At 55.2% G+C, this 18,259-nt stretch carries 18 protein-coding genes; 11 read left to right on the forward strand and 7 right to left on the reverse strand.

All coding sequences use genetic code 11. The features are described 5' to 3' along the window. Positions 1-5: 5 nt before the first annotated feature. The 5 genes from nuoL to L6418_RS05030 all read left to right on the forward strand — a co-directional run bounded on the left by nuoL (position 6) and on the right by L6418_RS05030 (position 6,991). Positions 6-2,024, forward strand: coding sequence for an NADH-quinone oxidoreductase subunit L (gene nuoL / locus L6418_RS05010; protein ID WP_237248378.1), 2,019 nt, complete (start codon positions 6-8; stop codon positions 2,022-2,024). Between the two features lie 32 nt (positions 2,025-2,056). Continuing rightward, positions 2,057-3,550 carry an NADH-quinone oxidoreductase subunit M gene (locus L6418_RS05015; RefSeq protein WP_237248379.1) on the forward strand — a complete coding sequence of 498 codons (1,494 nt, stop codon included), beginning with the start codon at positions 2,057-2,059 and terminating at the stop codon, positions 3,548-3,550. A gap of 7 nt (positions 3,551-3,557) precedes the next feature. Continuing rightward, the gene (gene nuoN / locus L6418_RS05020; protein WP_237248380.1) at positions 3,558-5,006 is read left to right on the forward strand and encodes an NADH-quinone oxidoreductase subunit NuoN; all 1,449 of its coding nucleotides are present in this window, start codon (positions 3,558-3,560) and stop codon (positions 5,004-5,006) included. Between the two features lie 66 nt (positions 5,007-5,072). Continuing rightward, a complete protein-coding gene (locus tag L6418_RS05025) occupies positions 5,073-5,627 on the forward strand; it encodes an NUDIX hydrolase (RefSeq protein ID WP_237248381.1) in 555 nt (184 codons plus the stop codon). 161 nt (positions 5,628-5,788) lie between these two features. Further along, entirely contained in the window at positions 5,789-6,991 is a 1,203-nt protein-coding gene (locus L6418_RS05030) for an ammonium transporter (protein WP_237248382.1), read from the forward strand. 487 nt (positions 6,992-7,478) lie between these two features. On the opposite strand, the gene L6418_RS05035 is transcribed toward L6418_RS05030, so the two are convergent. After that, positions 7,479-8,756: a hypothetical protein gene (locus L6418_RS05035; protein ID WP_237248383.1), complete on the reverse strand. Its 1,278-nt coding sequence runs from the start codon at positions 8,754-8,756 to the stop codon at positions 7,479-7,481. Between the two features lie 416 nt (positions 8,757-9,172). On the opposite strand from L6418_RS05035, the gene L6418_RS05040 reads away from it, so the two are divergent. The 3 genes from L6418_RS05040 to L6418_RS05050 are packed head-to-tail and all read left to right on the forward strand — an operon-like array spanning position 9,173 to position 10,732. After that, a complete protein-coding gene (locus L6418_RS05040) occupies positions 9,173-9,361 on the forward strand; it encodes a hypothetical protein (protein WP_237248384.1) in 189 nt (62 codons plus the stop codon). Then, the gene (locus L6418_RS05045; RefSeq protein WP_237248385.1) at positions 9,358-10,035 is read left to right on the forward strand and encodes a response regulator transcription factor; all 678 of its coding nucleotides are present in this window, start codon (positions 9,358-9,360) and stop codon (positions 10,033-10,035) included. Before L6418_RS05040 ends, L6418_RS05045 begins: the two co-directional genes overlap by 4 nt. Positions 10,036-10,078: 43 nt before the next feature. After that, complete coding sequence (locus tag L6418_RS05050) at positions 10,079-10,732, forward strand: nitroreductase family protein (protein WP_237248386.1); 654 nt, start codon at positions 10,079-10,081, stop codon at positions 10,730-10,732. Between the two features lie 78 nt (positions 10,733-10,810). Here L6418_RS05050 and L6418_RS13440 read toward each other — a convergent pair whose 3' ends face one another. Next, the gene (locus L6418_RS13440) at positions 10,811-10,939 is read right to left on the reverse strand and encodes a hypothetical protein (RefSeq protein ID WP_269807826.1); all 129 of its coding nucleotides are present in this window, start codon (positions 10,937-10,939) and stop codon (positions 10,811-10,813) included. 987 nt (positions 10,940-11,926) lie between these two features. On the opposite strand from L6418_RS13440, the gene L6418_RS05055 reads away from it, so the two are divergent. Next, positions 11,927-12,304 (forward strand): c-type cytochrome, encoded by a 378-nt coding sequence (locus L6418_RS05055; protein ID WP_237248387.1) that lies wholly within the window; start codon positions 11,927-11,929, stop codon positions 12,302-12,304. Positions 12,305-12,386: 82 nt separating this feature from the next. Here the strand turns inward: L6418_RS05055 and L6418_RS05060 are convergent, their stop codons facing one another. The 3 genes from L6418_RS05060 to L6418_RS05070 form a co-directional block, all read right to left on the reverse strand. Beyond that, the gene (locus tag L6418_RS05060; protein WP_237248388.1) at positions 12,387-13,400 is read right to left on the reverse strand and encodes a FecR domain-containing protein; all 1,014 of its coding nucleotides are present in this window, start codon (positions 13,398-13,400) and stop codon (positions 12,387-12,389) included. Positions 13,401-13,471: 71 nt separating this feature from the next. Beyond that, positions 13,472-14,035, reverse strand: coding sequence for a YceI family protein (locus tag L6418_RS05065; RefSeq protein WP_237248389.1), 564 nt, complete (start codon positions 14,033-14,035; stop codon positions 13,472-13,474). Positions 14,036-14,084: 49 nt separating this feature from the next. Next, on the reverse strand, positions 14,085-14,627 hold the full coding sequence (locus tag L6418_RS05070) for a cytochrome b (protein ID WP_237248390.1): 543 nt from the start codon (positions 14,625-14,627) through the stop codon (positions 14,085-14,087). A 265-nt stretch (positions 14,628-14,892) separates the two neighbouring features. On the opposite strand from L6418_RS05070, the gene htpX reads away from it, so the two are divergent. Further along, on the forward strand, positions 14,893-15,774 hold the full coding sequence (gene htpX, locus L6418_RS05075; RefSeq protein ID WP_237248391.1) for a protease HtpX: 882 nt from the start codon (positions 14,893-14,895) through the stop codon (positions 15,772-15,774). A gap of 52 nt (positions 15,775-15,826) precedes the next feature. On the opposite strand, the gene L6418_RS05080 is transcribed toward htpX, so the two are convergent. Continuing rightward, entirely contained in the window at positions 15,827-16,516 is a 690-nt protein-coding gene (locus L6418_RS05080; RefSeq protein ID WP_237248392.1) for a VacJ family lipoprotein, read from the reverse strand. 868 nt (positions 16,517-17,384) lie between these two features. On the opposite strand from L6418_RS05080, the gene L6418_RS05085 reads away from it, so the two are divergent. Next, entirely contained in the window at positions 17,385-17,711 is a 327-nt protein-coding gene (locus tag L6418_RS05085; RefSeq protein WP_237248393.1) for a hypothetical protein, read from the forward strand. Position 17,712: 1 nt separating this feature from the next. On the opposite strand, the gene L6418_RS05090 is transcribed toward L6418_RS05085, so the two are convergent. Further along, positions 17,713-18,255 (reverse strand): NUDIX hydrolase, encoded by a 543-nt coding sequence (locus tag L6418_RS05090; protein ID WP_237248394.1) that lies wholly within the window; start codon positions 18,253-18,255, stop codon positions 17,713-17,715. Positions 18,256-18,259 lie beyond the last annotated feature (4 nt).

Raw genomic sequence — 18,259 nt, forward strand, 5'->3', positions numbered from 1 at the left:
TGCGCATGGATATGCAGAGTCTGTATTTGCTGGTTCCCCTGGCCCCGTTGCTCGGTGCCATCGCTGCAGGATTGTTCGGCAAGGTGCTGGGCCGTACCTGGTCGCACCGGATCACGATCATGCTGGTGGCCGTTTCCTTCTTCGCTTCGCTGGCGATCTTCCGGGATGTGATGGCCGGTCACCTGTTCAACGGCACGGTCTACAAGTGGCTGGCTTCCGACGTCACCAGCTTCGAGGTCGGCTTCCTGATCGATCGCCTGACCGTGATGATGATGCTGGTGGTGACCTTCGTCTCGCTGATGGTCCATATCTACACTATCGGTTACATGGAAGAAGACCCTGGCTACCAGCGCTTCTTCAGCTACATCTCGCTGTTCACCTTCTCCATGCTGATGCTGGTGATGGCCAACAATTTCATGCAGCTGTTTTTCGGCTGGGAAGCGGTGGGTCTGGTGTCCTACCTGCTGATCGGCTTCTGGTACACGCGCCCCACGGCGATCTATGCCAACCTGAAGGCGTTCCTGGTGAATCGCGTCGGCGACTTCGGTTTCCTGCTCGGCATCGGCCTCGTGCTGATGGTGTTCGGCACGCTGGATTACCAGTCGGTGTTCGCCAATGCGCATAACTATGCGAATGACATGGCGCCCATCCCCGGCATCTCGGTGGGCCTGCTGACCGCGATCTGCATCCTGCTGTTCATCGGCGCGATGGGCAAGAGCGCGCAGTTCCCGCTGCATGTATGGCTGCCCGATTCGATGGAAGGCCCGACTCCGATCTCCGCGCTGATCCACGCCGCGACCATGGTGACCGCAGGTATCTTCATGGTGGCGCGCATGTCGCCGCTGTTCGAGCTGTCCGATACGGCACTGTCCTTCGTGATGGTCATCGGGGCGATCACGGCGCTGTTCATGGGTTTCCTCGGCATCATCCAGAACGACATCAAGCGCGTGGTGGCATATTCCACCTTGTCGCAGCTTGGCTACATGACCGTGGCGCTGGGCGCTTCGGCCTACTCGGTGGCGGTGTTCCACCTGATGACGCATGCTTTCTTCAAGGCGCTGCTGTTCCTTGCGGCCGGTTCCGTCATCATCGCCATGCACCATGACCAGGATATCCGCAACATGGGCGGCCTGCGCAAGTACATGCCGATCACCTGGATCACTTCGCTGATCGGCTCCCTGGCGCTGATCGGCACGCCGTTCTTCTCCGGTTTCTACTCGAAGGACAGCATCATCGAGGCGGTGGAGCACTCTAATTTGGCGGGCTCCGGTTTCGCCTATGTCGCCGTCGTGCTGGGCGTGTTCATCACCGCTTTCTATTCCTTCCGCATGTATTTCCTGGTGTTCCACGGCGAAGAGCGCTTTGGCAAGGATCACCACGACCATCAGGGCGATCATGCCGACGAGGAAACTTCCCATGACCATCATCATGGCCTGGCACCCGGACAGAAACCGCACGAGACTTCCTGGGTGGTGACGCTGCCGCTGGTCCTGCTGGCGATCCCGTCCGTGATCATCGGTTTCGTCGCCATCGAGCCGATGCTGTTCGGCGATTTCTTCCTCGATGCGATCCATGTCAGCCACTCGCATCCTGCCATGGAAGAATTGCGCGAAGAGTTCCACGGCCCGGTGGCCATGGTGTTGCATGCCTTGACCGATCTGCCGTTCTGGTTCGCTTTTGCGGGGGCAGGGTGCGCCTGGTACTTCTACATGAAGCGTCCGGATATCCCGGCTGCCATCCAGAAGAAATTCTCGGCAATCTATACGCTGCTCGACCAGAAATATTATTTCGACCGTTTCAACGACTGGTTCTTCGCCGGTGGCGCACGCGGCACCAGTCGCCTGCTGTGGAAGTTCGGCGATGTGAAGCTGATCGACGGCTTCTTTGTGAACGGCTCGGCCAAAGTGGTCGGCATGTTCTCCGGCGTGCTGCGCGGTTTCCAGACCGGCTACGTCTATCACTACGCATTTTGGATGATCATCGGCGTGTCCGCATTGCTGACAGTGCGGACATGGTTCGAATAAGGCAGTACTAGAGAAGAGCTGAAGGAACAAGCATGATTTTCGGATATCCCCTGTTAAGCGCTGCCATCTGGTTGCCCATCCTCTTCGGCTTGCTGGTGCTGGCGACCGGCAATGACCGCAATGCAAGAATGGCGCGCATCATCGCGCTGGTTGGCGCCGTCCTGGGCTTCCTGGTGACGATCCCGCTGTATACCGGGTTCGATCGCATGACCAGCGACATGCAGTTCGTCGAGATGAAGGACTGGATCGTACGTTTCAACATCCACTACCACCTCGGGGTGGACGGCATCTCGGTATTGTTTGTGCTGCTCAACAGCTTTTTCACGCCGCTGGTGGTGATCGCCGGCTGGCAGGTGATCGAAAAGCGCGTGGCGCAATACATGGCGGCCTTCCTGATCATGTCCGGGTTGGTGAACGGCGTGTTCGTGGCGCTGGATGCGATGTTGTTCTACGTGTTCTGGGAAGCGATGCTGATCCCCATGTTCATCATCATCGGCGTGTGGGGTGGCCCGAACCGCGTGTATGCCGCGCTCAAGTTCTTCCTCTACACCTTGCTCGGTTCGCTGCTGATGCTGGTGGCCCTGCTTTATCTGTATCACAAGTCTGGCGGCAGTTTCGAGATCCTCGATTTCCATCACATGGCGATGCCGTCGCTGACCGCGCAGATCCTGGTGTTCATCGCATTCTTCATGGCGTTCTCGGTGAAGGTGCCGATGTTCCCGGTGCATACCTGGTTGCCCGATGCGCACGTCGAAGCACCCACCGGCGGCTCGGTGGTGCTGGCGGCGATCATGCTGAAGGTGGGCGCTTACGGCTTCATCCGTTTCTCCATGCCCATCACGCCCGATGCCAGCCACTATCTGGCTCCGGTGATGATCGCGTTGTCGCTGATCGCGGTGGTGTATATCGGCTTGGTCGCGCTGACCCAGGCCGACATGAAGAAGCTGGTGGCCTACTCCTCCATTTCGCACATGGGATTCGTCACGCTCGGCTTTTTCATCTTCAATGCCTACGGCATGGAAGGCGCGTTGCTGCAGATGATCTCCCATGGCTTTATCTCCGGCGCGCTGTTCCTGTGTATCGGCGTGCTGTATGACCGGGTGCATTCGCGCCAGATCGTCGATTACGGCGGCGTGGCCAACAAGATGCCGGTGTTCGCTGCCTTCTTCATGCTGTTCGCCATGGCCAACAGCGGCTTGCCGGGAACCAGCGGCTTCGTCGGCGAGTTCATGGTGATCATGGGGGCGGTGAAAGCCAATTTCTGGTTTGCCTTCGCGGCGGCCAGCACGCTGATCTTCGGCGCGGCCTATACGCTGTGGATGTACAAGCGCGTGATCTTCGGCGCGGTCGCCAACGATCATGTCGCCCATCTGCGCGATATCGGTTCGCGCGAGAAGCTCGTCTTCGTCATTCTGGCCATCACGGTGCTGGGCATGGGACTGTATCCGCTGCCGTTCGCCGATATCATGCACGCATCGGTGAACGACCTGTTGGTGCATCTGGCTACCCCCAAAGTTCTGAATTGAGGAAAACATGAATCTTCTCTCGTCCTTGTCCCCGGCCTATGCAGAGATATTCCTGCTCGTGATGGTGAGTGCGATCCTCATCGTGGATTTGTTCATCGTCAATTACACCAAGACCCTGACCTATCTGCTGGTGCAGATCAGCCTGCTGGGATGTTCGCTGATCACGGTGGCGACGCATGAAGACGGCATCGTGCATATGTTCCACCACATGTTCGTGGACGACCTGATGTCGGATGTGCTCAAGCTGCTGACCTACCTGTCGGTGTCCATGATGCTGGTGTATTCGCGCAGCTACCTGATGGCGCGCGGGCTGTTCACCGGCGAGTTCCTTGCGCTGGTGCTGTTCGCCACGCTGGGCATGATGGTGATGATCTCGGCCAGCAACTTCCTGTCTTTGTACCTGGGCCTGGAATTGCTGGCATTGAGCCTGTACGCACTGGTCGCGTTGCAGCGCGACTCTGCCATTGCTACCGAATCGGCGATGAAATACTTTATCCTGGGGGCGATGGCTTCCGGTTTCCTGCTCTACGGCATGTCCATGTTGTACGGGGCAACCGGTTCGCTGGACGTGAACAACGTCGCCGACGTCATTCGCCACGGTACGCCGAACAAGCCGCTGCTGGTGTTCGGCTTGGCGTTTGTCGTGGCCGGGCTGGCGTTCAAGCTGGGTGCGGTACCGTTCCATATGTGGGTGCCTGACGTCTATCACGGTGCGCCGACTGCGATGACCATGTTCATCGGTTCCGCGCCAAAGCTGGCGGCGTTCGCATTCGTCATGCGCATCCTGGTGGAAGCGATGCAGCCGCTGATGGTCGATTGGTCCGGCATGCTGATGATCCTGGCGGTGCTGTCCATGGCCGTGGGCAACATCACGGCGATCGCGCAGACCAACATCAAGCGCATGTTTGCTTACTCGACCATCGCCCATATGGGTTTCATGCTGGTCGGCATCCTCAGCGGAACCATCGAGGGCTACGGCTCTGCCATGTTCTATGCGGTGGTCTACGTGCTGATGAGCCTGGGCGGTTTCGGCATGATCATGCTGTTGTCGCGCGAAGGTTTCGAGGCGGATACGCTCAACGATTTCAAGGGGCTTAACCAGCGCAGCCCGTGGCTCGCCTTCATGATGCTGCTGCTGATGTTCTCCATGGCCGGCGTACCGCCTACCGTGGGCTTCTATGCCAAGTTCTCGGTGCTGAACGCCGCGGTCCAGGCGGGGCACCTCCCGCTGGTGGTCATGGCGGTGCTGTTCTCGCTGATCGGCGCTTTCTATTACCTGCGTATCGTCAAGCTGATGTATTTCGATGCTCCGGAAAGCCATGAAAAACTCTACATCCAGCCGGACAGCAGCCTGTTGATATCCATCAACGGCCTTGCCGTGCTGATACTCGGGATATTGCCCAATACGCTGATGTCGGTGTGCGCCGTCTCGGTGCAACAGTCGTTGCTGCACTGATCAGGCTGGTGTTTTGAACCGGAACACTCCCGCTGCGGCGGGAGTGTTCATTTAGAGAGGATGAATATGGATCTGACAGAGAAGCAGCTCGATAGCCAAGTCATGTACAACGGCGGTTTCCTCGAAGTGCTCAAGGATACGGTGCTGCTGCCCGACGGCAGTACCAGCACGCGCGAATACATCACCCATCCCGGTGCGGTCGCGGTACTGGCATTGCTCGATAACGGCAATCTGGTGATGGAGCGCCAATACCGCTATCCGCTGCACCGCGAATTCATCGAGCTGCCTGCCGGCAAGATCGATGGCGGCGAAGATATCCTCGTTACTGCGCAACGCGAACTGCTGGAAGAGACCGGTTATGTGGCGCGCGAATGGATCCATCTCACCACGGCCTGGCCATGCATCGGCTATGCCGATGAGCGCATGGAATATTTTCTGGCGCGCGGATTGACGCACCAGGGCAGCAAGCTGGATGACGGCGAATTCCTAGAAGTGTTCGAGCTCTCCCTGGGCGAAGCCATCGAATGGATCCGTCTGGGCAAGATCAGCGACAGTAAAACCATTGTCGGTTTGTTCTGGCTGGACAAGGTTCTGAACGGGGGCTGGGACGCACCCAAATAAGGCATCATTGTGGTGCATTGGATTCATTTGGGCACCAAACTGGTGAATGTTTCACTCCAAAAAAACCACCTGAATATAAAATTTCCATATAAATCAATGCGTGTAATTGATGGCATGCAGCTTGCATTCGTACCGCCGGATTGCACTTTTATGGAGACAACATGGAAAACTTGAAGGTCGGAAGTGATGCATTATTCATCTTGCTGGGCGCCATCATGGTGCTGGCAATGCACGCCGGGTTCGCATTCCTGGAGCTGGGGACGGTGCGCAAAAAGAACCAGGTCAATGCGCTGGTCAAGATACTTTCCGATTTCGCGGTTTCTACCTTGGCGTACTTCTTCATCGGTTACAGCATCGCCTACGGCGTCAATTTCTTCACGGGAGCGGAAGAACTGGCGCAGAAGAACGGATATGAGTTGGTGAAGTTTTTCTTCCTGCTGACCTTCGCGGCGGCCATCCCGGCCATCGTTTCCGGCGGGGTGGCAGAGCGTGCCCGTTTCAACCCCATGCTCGCCGCGACCTTTGTGCTCGTCGGTTTTGTCTATCCTTTCTTCGAGGGCATTGCCTGGAACCATCGCTTCGGCGTACAGGATTGGCTGAATGCCAGTTTTGGCGCAGAGTTCCACGATTTTGCCGGCTCCGTGGTCGTGCATGCGGTTGGGGGGTGGATAGGGCTGGCGGCAGTACTGATGCTGGGTGCACGTCATGGCCGATACAACAAGGAAGGACGCATCTCTGCGCATCCGCCGTCGAGCATTCCATTCCTTGCACTTGGCGCATGGGTCTTGACTGTCGGCTGGTTCGGCTTCAACGTCATGTCGGCGCAGACCATCGACAAGATCAGCGGCCTGGTCGCAGTAAATTCCTTGATGGCCATGGTGGGCGGTACGCTGGTCGCGCTGTGGGCCGGCAAGAACGACCCCGGTTTCGTGCATAATGGCCCGCTTGCCGGGTTGGTGGCGGTTTGTGCCGGGTCGGATGTGATGCATCCGATCGGTGCCCTCATCGTTGGAGGTGTGGCCGGCGGCCTGTTCGTCTGGATGTTCACCCTGACGCAGAACCGTTGGAAGATCGATGACGTGCTCGGCGTCTGGCCGCTGCATGGTTTGTGCGGTGCCTGGGGCGGGATTGCAGCAGGCATTTTCGGTTTGAAAGCGTTCGGCGGTATCGGCGGCGTCAGTTTGATGTCCCAACTGATCGGCACCTTGATGGGGATGGCCATCGCCATGATCGGCGGCCTGGTGGTCTATGGTTCGGTGAAAAAGATGGTCGGTATCCGTCTGGATAGGGAAGAGGAGTTCAACGGCGCTGACCTGAGCATCCACAAGATCACTGCCACGCCGGAACGCGAGTCTGGCTGGTAGGATCGTTGAAGGGAAGCGACAAAGTCAGTCTGGATGGACAAGGCGGTCTTCACCGGATATTGCGGAATCGGATACTTTCATCTATCGGAAACAGGGAGATAAACAATGGGCGGTTATGTTGGATTGGCATTGCTTTGGGCTTGGGTGTTTGGATTTCTCGGTACGCTCATCTACGTGCACAAGAAAAAATACTTCCCGGAATAATTTGGGAAGCCATGTCGGGTTGGAATAAGGCTTTGTCGAACATGGCGGGCATTATTCCGTGGCCGCTTTTTCAGTTCGGCGCAGTTTCTACAACCAACTTGAGCAGTGGCTGCTTTCAGCCTAATGTAGCTATGGAGAAACCGAGTTTGGGGATGCTTGAACGGCAACTTTGCAAACCTTGAAAAGACGATAACGTTGCTATTGCGCTTCCCCGAAGCAGCCGTGCTGATTACAGCAGTGTACTCTGCATCTTTGCCAGTTCTGCATACCCTGCCAGTCCGCTCTAATGCCGTACCAATTCTGCGACAATTGCGTCGCAGATGATCTTGATTTGCTTTTCGGTCATCGGCGGAAATGTGCAGATTCCGCCCGGCGAGCAGGTCGCGTAGCTCTGTGCCGTTGCCTTGTATTGCCTCCTGATGAGCAGCGTTTTGTCGGGCAATTTATAAAAATCTACATCGGCATCAATGTACGGGCTCCCGCTCATCACTCCCACCCAGTAGTATCTTTCCTGACTGATATAGCGAAAATCGTTGATGGTGACGACAGCGAGCACTGCCGATTGCAAGGAAGCGGTGGCAGAGGAGTCGCTGATACTGACCTCAAGACCGCGAGAGGCGGCGGAGGCGGCAATCGTGTTGTTCCATTCGGTGCGAAAGCGCTCCCAATCCTTGGCCTTGGATTGGTTGCTGCCTTGAACGACGAACACGAGATGTTTTGCGGTTCCCGGTTCGACGTTTATCCTTGGGCCATTGCAGGGCGACGTCTGGAAGTCGGATTCGCACCCGGCGCGCGAAACAGATTCGAGTGCGATGCTCACTGCCTTTGCATTGCGCGCATCGTCGGTGAAGAGATCTTCGCTGGGAACTGGTATTAATGCGTTCCCGGTGATCTTGCTTAAGACCTGAATTCCACCCTGGTTCGCGTACATTTTTTGCCCGGACGCGTCTTCAATCGAGACTGCCAGCGAATACGCCTTGATCGTGCCTTCTTCATGTGGCCCTTCGAGCAGGTACATATGTGGTTCGTTCACGAACTTGAGAACGCCTTTTCCTACCAGGCCGACGGCAGACTGGACCGTTTCCGTTATGCCATCCCAGGTGGCCCATTGGTCATGCCAGGGCGCATCGACCGGCTGGATGCGGGGGAAGAGCACCGCGTCAATGTTGAATTTCTTGACCAATCCATCGCGCGTGGCCTTGAGTACCGCATCATACTTCGCATCGTCCTGCTTCCCGGTATAGGCATCGAAATATCCACCCTGCCTGGTTTTTTCCTGCTCGAATAGTGCTGAGTATTCGTATGAAGGCACGACTTTGTATCCGGCATCACGCAACATACCCGCGATTAACGGCTCGAATTTTTCCGCGACCGGCGCGGAATTTGTCAGCTCTTCAGGGGCAGCTAACGGCGCGATGGCGATGGTTCTGACCCGGGCATAGAACTCGTCGTGCGCTAGCGTGAAATGGCTGGGCGCCTCAGGAGGGTCGATGGCGCAGCCGCCTGCCAGTAGAGCAAGCAATAAGGCCGCAATGGATGTTCGCTGGCGCCGCATTTTCATTTACTTTCAGAGCACCCCATCAATTCATGCATCACATCTTCCCGCGGCATTATGTTACAGCACATTGGAAGAGCGGTGATCGGGTATGGCAGGATCGCATTCCCGAATTTTCCACTACAAAGCCAGCCTGATTTTTGAACGCAAGTTTTGAAGTTTGATCCCCCTTTTCTTAACTGCGATGTAATGCGCATTAGGTCGCAGCTGCACTCGTTCGGGTGCCCACCCTGGCTGGAAATTTCGGCTCCTGAGACTGCACCCGATTTCATGTTAATCTTTTTATAATTAAATGATTTTCCCCTGCGCGCTGGATGGGGGATCGCGTGGGCGGAAGGCCTGTATTCATGCGAGGTAAGGGCATAATAGTATGTGGTAGTTGAAGCACATTTCATGGATTGCTGACTTCAAGGAGCTGAAGCATGCCTAAAGCAGTTGAGCCTGTTACTGCCCGCAAACTCTTTGCCTATCTCAAGGAACAGTTCGACTCGGCTGCCCGATCGGTGCATGTGGATCGTTTGCCAGGTGGGGGATGGGTCTCCATGGTGGGCATCAGTGCTGCTTTGCCATGCATTGCTTCCGGTATTTTTTTGAGGTCATTGGTATCATGAATATTCATGGCAGGGTATTCATCGTGGATGACGACGCAGATGTGCGTGACGCACTTACTGTACTGCTCGAAACCGCAGGTTATTCTGTCGCCGCGTTTTCGTGTGCAGAGGATTTTCTCAGCCTGTGTATTCCGAATTGCGCGGAATGTCCTTTTGTCGATAAAAGCAGCCCCATCGTACCTGCTGCGGTAAACCAGTGTGCCGGATGCATGATTGTCGATGTCAGCATGCCTGGCATAAGCGGGCCGATGCTCCAGCATGAATTGCATCAGCGCGGCGTGCAGCTTCCCGTTATCTTCCTTTCCGGACATGGCACCATCCAGACAACGGTGAGTACCATCAAGGCCGGAGCGATAGACTTCCTGACCAAGCCCGTGAAGGGTTCAATATTGCTCGATCGGGTAAAAGAGGCCTTGCAGCAAAGTGCGCAAATAAAGAAGCAGTCGGCAGAATATCGTATCGTGATTTCTCGCTTTGCATCGCTTACGGAACGCGAGAAGGAGGTGATGCTGCTGGCGGTGGCAGGGCTTACCAGCAAGGAAATCGCCCAGCGGCTTGCCATCAGTTTTCGTACTGTCGAAATTCATCGGGCTCATGTCATGCATAAGATGGAGGCCACGAATCTGCTCGAACTTGCACGTATAGTGCAGATCGCCCAATCGCAACAGAACTGATGGTTGGTAAGTACTCGTACGGATTTTCCGTTCAGGGTGCTCGATGCTACTTTCCGGCACTGCTGTTTCTGGGGAGGTGATTATGGACTGTTTTAGCGAGGGGCGTCGCGGCAAGAGCTTGTTCGAAGCCATTCTCGCACGACGCAGCGTGCGTGCTTATGCTCCGCAATCTTTGCCCCGTACGACCATCGAAACGCTGCTCGAAGCCGCCGTGCATGCACCAACAGCGATGCTTCAAGAACCATGGGCATTTGTTGTAGTGCAGGACACGCGATTGCTGAAGCAAATCTCCGATGCTGTTCTGGCAGGAGTCCTTGACGATGCACATCGTCCTGACGCGTATGGTTCAAATTATCCTATTGGCAGTGTGACGAAGCCTGATATGGATGTTTTCCATGGCGCGGGAACGTTGATCGTGATTTGCGCCAAGCCTTCGGCGCCATTTGTAACTGCCGATTGCTGGCTTGCGGCTGAGAACCTGATGTTGGCGGCTTGCGAAATGGGATTGGGCAGTTGTGTCATCGGTTCGTCCGTTGTTACCTTGAATGGCTACAGGGTCAAGACGGAGCTGCTTGATGTCCCAAGCGAGTACTCGGTGATTGCGCCGATCATCGTCGGCGTGCCCAGTGGAGAAATTCCTGCCGCCGTGCCAAGAAAGCCCCCTTTAGTGTTGGCCTGGAAGGCACGGGCATCATAGGCAATGTGTTTTGGTTAATGGGCAGGATAGATGCGGCGACCTTCGCACAGCGGTCGCTGGAATGCCATCAAGTGCCGATCACACAAAGAAGGAAGCGATGACGATCAGCAGAAACAGGGTGGCCAGTACGACAATCAGTTTCTTCAGGGACTTTTCGGATTGTTTCTTGTGTTGCGTATACAGCTCTTCATTAAGATTGTCTGGCAAGATCGACTCCTCGGGTGGTATCTGGTTTGAATGTAATGCGGGTGTGTACTGATGCGTACTTGTTATCGTTTTCAAGATTCCAACGTTTGCAGTATCGCATGTTATGCATTGTGCGGAGTCCGACTTGTTGGGGCCGGGAAAGTTTCCGGCAGATTGCTTCAAATGAGGGATGGTTTCCTGAATAAATTTTTATAGACGAGTGAAGACGCTCCAGATGCATGGCCGTTGGAAGTTCCCGGTTTGAAACGACTGCACTGTGCTTCATGCTTCATTTCGGCTTGGCGGAAATGAAGCCAAATTCAAGACTGGTGATTCCCAGAACTTCGTTGTTCCCTTCGAGTTATCAAAGCGATAGCGCTTGACTTATTTGCTTGGTTATGGCAGGGTTTGATTACATTTCTGCTGCTCGGGGTGGAAGTGGCGGTCCGTAAAGCTGGGGCCGTTTCTCGAGCCAACTGTGGTCACAGGAGGTTCAATCATGGATATGACATTCAAATCTAATCACGGCAGGGGCAACTTGTCGGATGACGATAGATTCTATGCAGAGCTTGGGGCGTTGGCACTCGCCTCGTTGCTGTTGGTCGTCGCGCTGGGCTAAATCGAAGCGTCGGCTTATGCCAACTTGATTGGCAAAAGGGCGGTTCGGCCGCCCTTTTTATTCTTGCCGCCGCAGCAAGTTTAAGATGCCGGATCGATAAGACACTCAAAAAGAGATTGTGCGGATCAAAGGATGGCGCGGTTCACTTGGCATTGTTTGTTTTGAGGACTTGTCTTTGAAGACATCAGTAGTGTGTATGTAAGTGTGGCTATTTTGCATAACAGTGTTTTCACGTTCTGTTCGCGTTGTCTTTACGGAGGCGTTGTTACGATGTGAGTGCATCAAGCTGTCCAGAAATGCAACGTCTCCTCCTTAGATATTCTTAAGGATAAGTAGACAGGGAAGATAAGTAGTTTTCACATTTAAACTCACCGCAACGGGGGAAATATATGAAGTCGATTATCGTAAGCATGACAGTAGTTGCAGGAATGATGGTTGCAGGTAGCGCAATGGCGGTCGATATGCCGCCACTGGCAAAGAAGAATAACTGTGTTGCTTGCCACGCAATCGACCACAAGGTGGTGGGGCCGGCTTGGATGGATGTGTCGAAAAAGTACAAGGGCGCAACCAAGTACAAATATTCGAATAACGGTTCCAACGCACCTGATGCCAAGGAGTATCCGCTGGTTGAGGGCCTGATGATGAAGGTTTCCAAGGGCGGACATGGTAACTGGGGTTCCGCTGCGATGGTTCCCAATGATCCGGCTGGGACGAAACAAGGCGAGATCAAGGAGTTGGTTGAATTCGTACTCGGCTTGGCCAAGTAACTCGGGGCTACCTCCAGAAAAAGCCGACGCAAGTCGGCTTTTTTATTGTTAAAAGGTTGTGTCGATGCCGCTGCTTTTCCCGTTATTCGCGCCTCATTTTCATATGTTGGTTCCGTTCCGCGGCGTGTCTGTTTTTCTCTCCAGGGTAGATATCGTTTTGCCTGTTTTCCCTGCGTTGCATGTTGTGCGTGCCTTTCCCTCTCTGCAGTGCTTGGCGGTTTTCCCACGCTGTCTCCGCACGATGTGCCTGCGGCTGTCGTGCCTGTTCATAGTGCTGAGCGCGAAGTTCGCGGCGGTGTTCTGCCTTCTGTTCGCGTTGCTGGTTGCGGATATTCATTCCCGATTCATTGGCTGACCTGCGATTACCCTGGAGAGATTTCACCCGGTTGATTCGTTCTTCCCGCATCTGATTGAGTCGACCGCGTAATATGTCCTTGCGCTGCTGGATGCGGTCTTCAATTTTCAATCTGCGATCCGACAAAAAATGCGGCCGTTGGGCTAAAAAGAACGGCGGGGCAGGTCTTTCCCTGGAGGCGAACGCGAATTTGCCGGGAGTTACTTCGGCACTGCCTTGAGGGGTCTTCATGACGGTGACGCCTTCGTTGACGTTGTCATAGGTGCCGGGTTCATCGCCGTTTCCCTTCTCGATCACGGTGGTTTCATGATCGGTTCCGCGGACGCCGATGGTGGCAGTAGGGGTGGTGATGCGATAGGCAGAATTGTCGAACTTGCCTATCCAGCCCGTAATCGACCGAATAGTGCCTTTGAGTAATGACATGAAGATCTTGTCCGCGGCACCGCCATCGGCCTTATATTCGTCTACGCGAAATACGGTATTGGGGCGCACGGCGATGATGCCACCGTCCTCTGTGACAAGGTGCACTTCGCCGTCTGCCTCGGAGTTGATGCTTTGGCCTTCATAGATGTTCATGCCGATCGCAATGGAGGTGGCCTGACCGGCTTGGTCGATCAGGCTGGCACTGCCGGAGAGCGCGTCTACGGTGCCAAATAACTCTGCAGCACAAACGGCGGGGCTGAGTATCAGCAATATCAGTAATCCGGACAGGTTTTTCAAGATGTTTCCTTGCGTGATCATTAATGGCCTCCCTCATGACCGGATTATTCTACTTGAGAGCGGGCCAACTATCCTGGCCCTGCTGGGCAGGCTCAGTCCTTGTCAGCCTCGATCGGGGAGTAGAGCCTGACTTCGTCGCCGATCATGGGAACGAATTTTGCCATGCCGAATTGAGTGCGCGAGATGGTGGCGGATATGTCCGCGCCGCAATGCATCTTCCGCGTGAGGGGGAAAGGCGAGCAATGAAAATTGTCGACGTGCAGAGTAAGCGGACGCGTTGTGCCGAGCAGGGTGAATTTCCCTTCAGCACCGACGACCTTGTCGCCGTCGAAGATCAGAGTGTCCGAGATGAAACGGATAGTCGGGTATTGCACGACGTGGAAAAACTCCTCCCCCTTCATGCGTTCGTTCCATCTGGCGAAACCCATGTCCAGAGAGTCCGTCTCTATGGTGATATCGACGCTGCCCTTCCTGGCGGCCATATCCAGGGAGATCTTGCCGCTGGACTTGTTGAAGCGTCCGCGCTGGGTCGAGTAACCGAGGTGGTTGATCTCGAATGCCGGCCAGGTGTGCGTGGGGTCGATGGTGTAGGTGTCGGCTGCGTATGACGGGGTGACGAACAGGAGGGCGAGCAGCATGTTCAACGATTTGTTCATGACACTTCTCCGTATGAATGTTGATGACGATCCGCAAAGGGTCGCGCGCCTACTTCCTTGGAGCGAGGAAGGGCAGCATGCGTGCAAGCACATCATCCCGCTCGATGAAGTGGTGCTTCAGTGCTGCCCCGGCATGGGCGAACACCAGGCCGAGCATGAGGAAATTGAGCATTTCATGAACCTCCTGCAATGTGTTGCCGAGTTCCTTGTCCTTGCCGACCAGATCCGGCAGCGGCAGCACGCCGAACCAGACGGTCTGAAATCCCTTTGCCGAACTCATCAGCCAGCCGCTGACGGGAATGAGGCAAATCAGGGCATACAGTGCGAAATGCATCCCGCGTGCAACGGACTTCTCCCAGTTTGCCATGCTGCCGGGCAGGGCTGGCGGCCGATGACCGAGGCGCCAGGACAGGCGGATAACGGCGAACAGGAAGACAGTGACCCCAATCCACTTGTGGTAGCTGTACATGCGCAGCTTGTGCGGCGAGAGCGGCAGATCGTGCATGTAAAGCCCCAATGGGAATGCGGCAAAGATCAGCAAGGCGATCAGCCAGTGCAGGGTAATGGCGGTTCTGGTGTAATGGACGCTCATCTGGATTGCCTTGCCGGATCGCATTTATGCATGCAGGCATCCTATTGAAGTGCCCCGCCATATGTCAATCGCAGTTTTGTTGCGGGCAGCAGAGGTACCCGCCGCGTCATCACTCGATGAAACTTTTCACCACGATGCATTTCCAATCCTCGCGCCGGCATTGCGTGCGGGCTTGAAATGCCGGGATTCGCCCTCAGTTAGCTGCCGGTGCAAGGGTGGTACACTTCGCGCCGCCTAACTATCTATACTTTGGAGTCAAAACGCAATGAAACGTATATTTTTGTTTGTCTTGACCAATATCGCGGTTCTGCTGGTCATCAACATCACCTTGCGTCTGCTCGGCGTGGACCGGGTGCTGGAGCAAAGCGGCGCGATCAATTTCAGTGCGCTGATGGTGCTATCTGCGGTGATCGGCTTTTCCGGCTCCATCATCTCGCTGCTGATGTCGAAATGGATGGCGAAAATGTCAGTCGGGGCGCAAGTGATTGAAAACCCGCAAGACCCGACCGAACGCTGGCTGGTGGATACCGTTCGCCGCCAGGCGCAGACTGCAGGTATCGGCATGCCGGAAGTGGCAATCTACGACGCGCCGGATGTGAACGCTTTTGCCACAGGCTGGAACCGCAATAATGCACTGGTGGCGGTGAGTTCGGGCCTGCTGCACAGCATGAGCCGCGACGAGGCTGAAGCAGTACTTGGCCACGAAATATCCCATGTCGCCAACGGCGACATGGTCACGCTGGCCCTGATTCAGGGAGTGGTCAACACGTTTGTAGTGTTCTTCTCGAAGATCGTTGGTATCCTCGTCGATCGTGTGGTGCTGAAGAACGATCCGCGCAATGGCCCGGGTATAGGGGCTTTTGTGGCCGAGATCGCCGCACAGATCGTCTTGGGCATTCTGGCCAGCATGATCGTGATGTGGTTCTCTCGCCAGCGCGAATTTCGTGCCGATGCCGGCGGTGCAAGCCTGGCTGGGCGCCAGAAGATGATTGCCGCATTGGAGCGCCTGAAGATCAATCACGAACAGGCGGCGATGCCTCAGAATATGGCTGCGATGGCGATTTCGAGCCAGGGCGGTTTCTCCAGGCTGTTCATGACGCATCCGCCGCTGGAGGAACGTATCGCGGCTTTGCGTGCCGCTCAGTAAGCGGATCTGGGGATGTGGCAGTGACGATAGCGGCGGGAGTTCCCGCCGTTATCTATTCATCATCATCGAACTTCTGGCGGGGCGGGTTGCCGTCATATACCAGGCTTTGACGATGCATCAGGTATGCATCCCGAAAGAAGCTATAACGGTCGATCATCGCTTCATCCAGCACTTTTTCCTGTTCCAGCAGTTTGGCGCGCGCATCCACTCCCTCGGCTGCCCACGCGGAGTTCCTTGCGGGGACGTCCCTGGTGTTGCTGATGACGCTGACATAGCTATCCGTGTAGAGTCCAGTGCTATCCCTTATCGAGCTTGGTCCCAGGACTGGCAGTACCAGGTAGGGGCCGCTGGGCACGCCCCAATAGCCTAGCGTCTGGCCAAAGTCTTCATTATGTTTCTCTAGGCGATCGGTGACATTGATCAAGCCGAACAAGCCGAACGTGGTATTGAATATCACACGAGCGCCATCGCTGGCCGCTTGCTTGAATTTAAGCTGAAGGATGTCGTTGACGGTCACCACCACATCGTCCAGATTGGAGAAGAAGTTGCTGACCATGGTTTTTACAGGAGTCGGCGTGACCGTGCTGTAACCTTTTGCGATCGGTTTGAGCACTGCCTTGTCGAGGGTGTCGTTGAACTTGAAAACGCTGCGGTTGAACGACTCAAACGGGTCTTTTTGCTGTGCATCCGAACTGGGTTTGGTGGTGGCGCAAGCAGTCAGTAGCAGGCTTGCGAGCAGCATGAAGATTCGCATCAAAGACATGTATATGGTGCAGAACGTAAGCGCAGCTTGGATTATAGAAGGAAAAACTGGCATATTGCACCCGTCCGGGTGAATTCTGTTTACAGTGGCGGCAGGTTGCTGTCATGATAGGCAGCTATCGTTCAGTAGCAACATTTGATGTGGCCGGACATTTGCTGGTGGTTGTATCGCGGGGGTGCGCTTTAAATATATTTATAATCAATATGTTGTCGATAGTTGCCGATCGGCGGCAGCGCTCGATGGATGAACGGTAGAACTAAATCATGGATCTCCAGTCGAAGGATTACCCAGAGCGAGAAGGAGCAGTTAAGCGGATGGGTGATGGTAGTTCAATTATTAAGGAGATTCAGAATGAGCGACAAAACTGGCAGCAATTTTGGAAACCAAGAAGCAGATTTCAATATGGCTTTCGGTTGGCTTGCGGCAGCAGCTGCATCGATCGCTGCGTGGGCTGGTCTCGCCTGAAGTCTGATTCTCGGAAGGTAGTGTAAGGCAGGGGGCGGTGTGAACCGCCTCTTGTCATTTTAACGTCGGGTGTCTTTATTTATTAATTATGAATGAAATACTTCAATACCTTAAAACGCGCGGTGAACGCCTTGATACCGAGATATCCAAGGCGACTGGAATCCCGTTGGCCAAGACGCGTATCTATCTGTCTGAACTGACTGCCAAAGGTGAAGTGATGTCGTGTCTCTCGATCAGGTTCGAGAAAGGTAAAAAGATCGAGGGTATACGCTGCCGGATTTCCGGATATATTCCTCCTGCGACGCCAGGCAGGAAATCGAAGGCACAGTTGAAGCTGTCGTAGTGTTCGTGCGGATTGCGCGTATCACGTCAGCCCGCACCTATGGGACGCCGCGACCATTACCATGTCTATGTCATCGAGTTGTCGAAAGACGTGCTTTCTGAAGGACGGTTCAGGAAATGCAATCCTGGTTATGTTGTCGGAAAGCCCTGTGTCTATGTCGGTATGACCGGGCTGGACCCGGACATCCGCTTTGATAAACATAAGGCCGGTATCCAGTCCAACCGATACGTCAGGCTCTTCGGGTTGCGTTTGTTGCCCGAACTCTACGAAGTTTATAACCCCTTGCCCTACGACGGTGCGCGCGATATGGAGGTGGAGCTGGCGATCGGTTTGCGCGAGGCGGGCTACGGTGTGTGGCAGGCGTGAATCAGCGCGCCGGAGGAGTCAGATCGGTGTTGCGGAAGATGAATTCTCCGCGCTTGCGGTCGGCAAAGTAGTGTTCCAGGGTATAGCGTATCGGCCGGAAAGACAGTGTATCCCAGGGGATCCGGTCTTCTGCGAATAGCTGGACTTCCAGGCTTTCCACTCCCGGCGAGAAATCCAGATCGCGCAGTTTCGCGCGGTACAGCAGTTGCACCTGGTTGATGTAGGGCAAGTTGTACATCGCATAGAGTTGGATTATCTCGATATGGGCATTGGCTTCTTCCAGTGTTTCGCGCACAGCAGCCTGGGCGGTGGTCTCGCCGTTCTCCATGAATCCTGCCGGCAGTGTCCATAGGCCATGGCGCGGCTCGATGGCACGTCGGCAGAGCAGGATGCGCCCATCTTCCCATTCCGGTATGGCCCCGACAATGAGCTTGGGATTCTGGTAGTGGATGGTGTTGCAGACGGTGCAGACGTGACGTTCGCGGTGGTCGTCCTGCGGCAATGACAGTTCGACGGGGGCGCCGCATTCCGAGCAGAACTTCACGCTA

Origin of the sequence: Sideroxyarcus emersonii (assembly GCF_021654335.1) — a bacterium.
GTDB classification, from domain to species: domain Bacteria; phylum Pseudomonadota; class Gammaproteobacteria; order Burkholderiales; family Gallionellaceae; genus Sideroxyarcus; species Sideroxyarcus emersonii.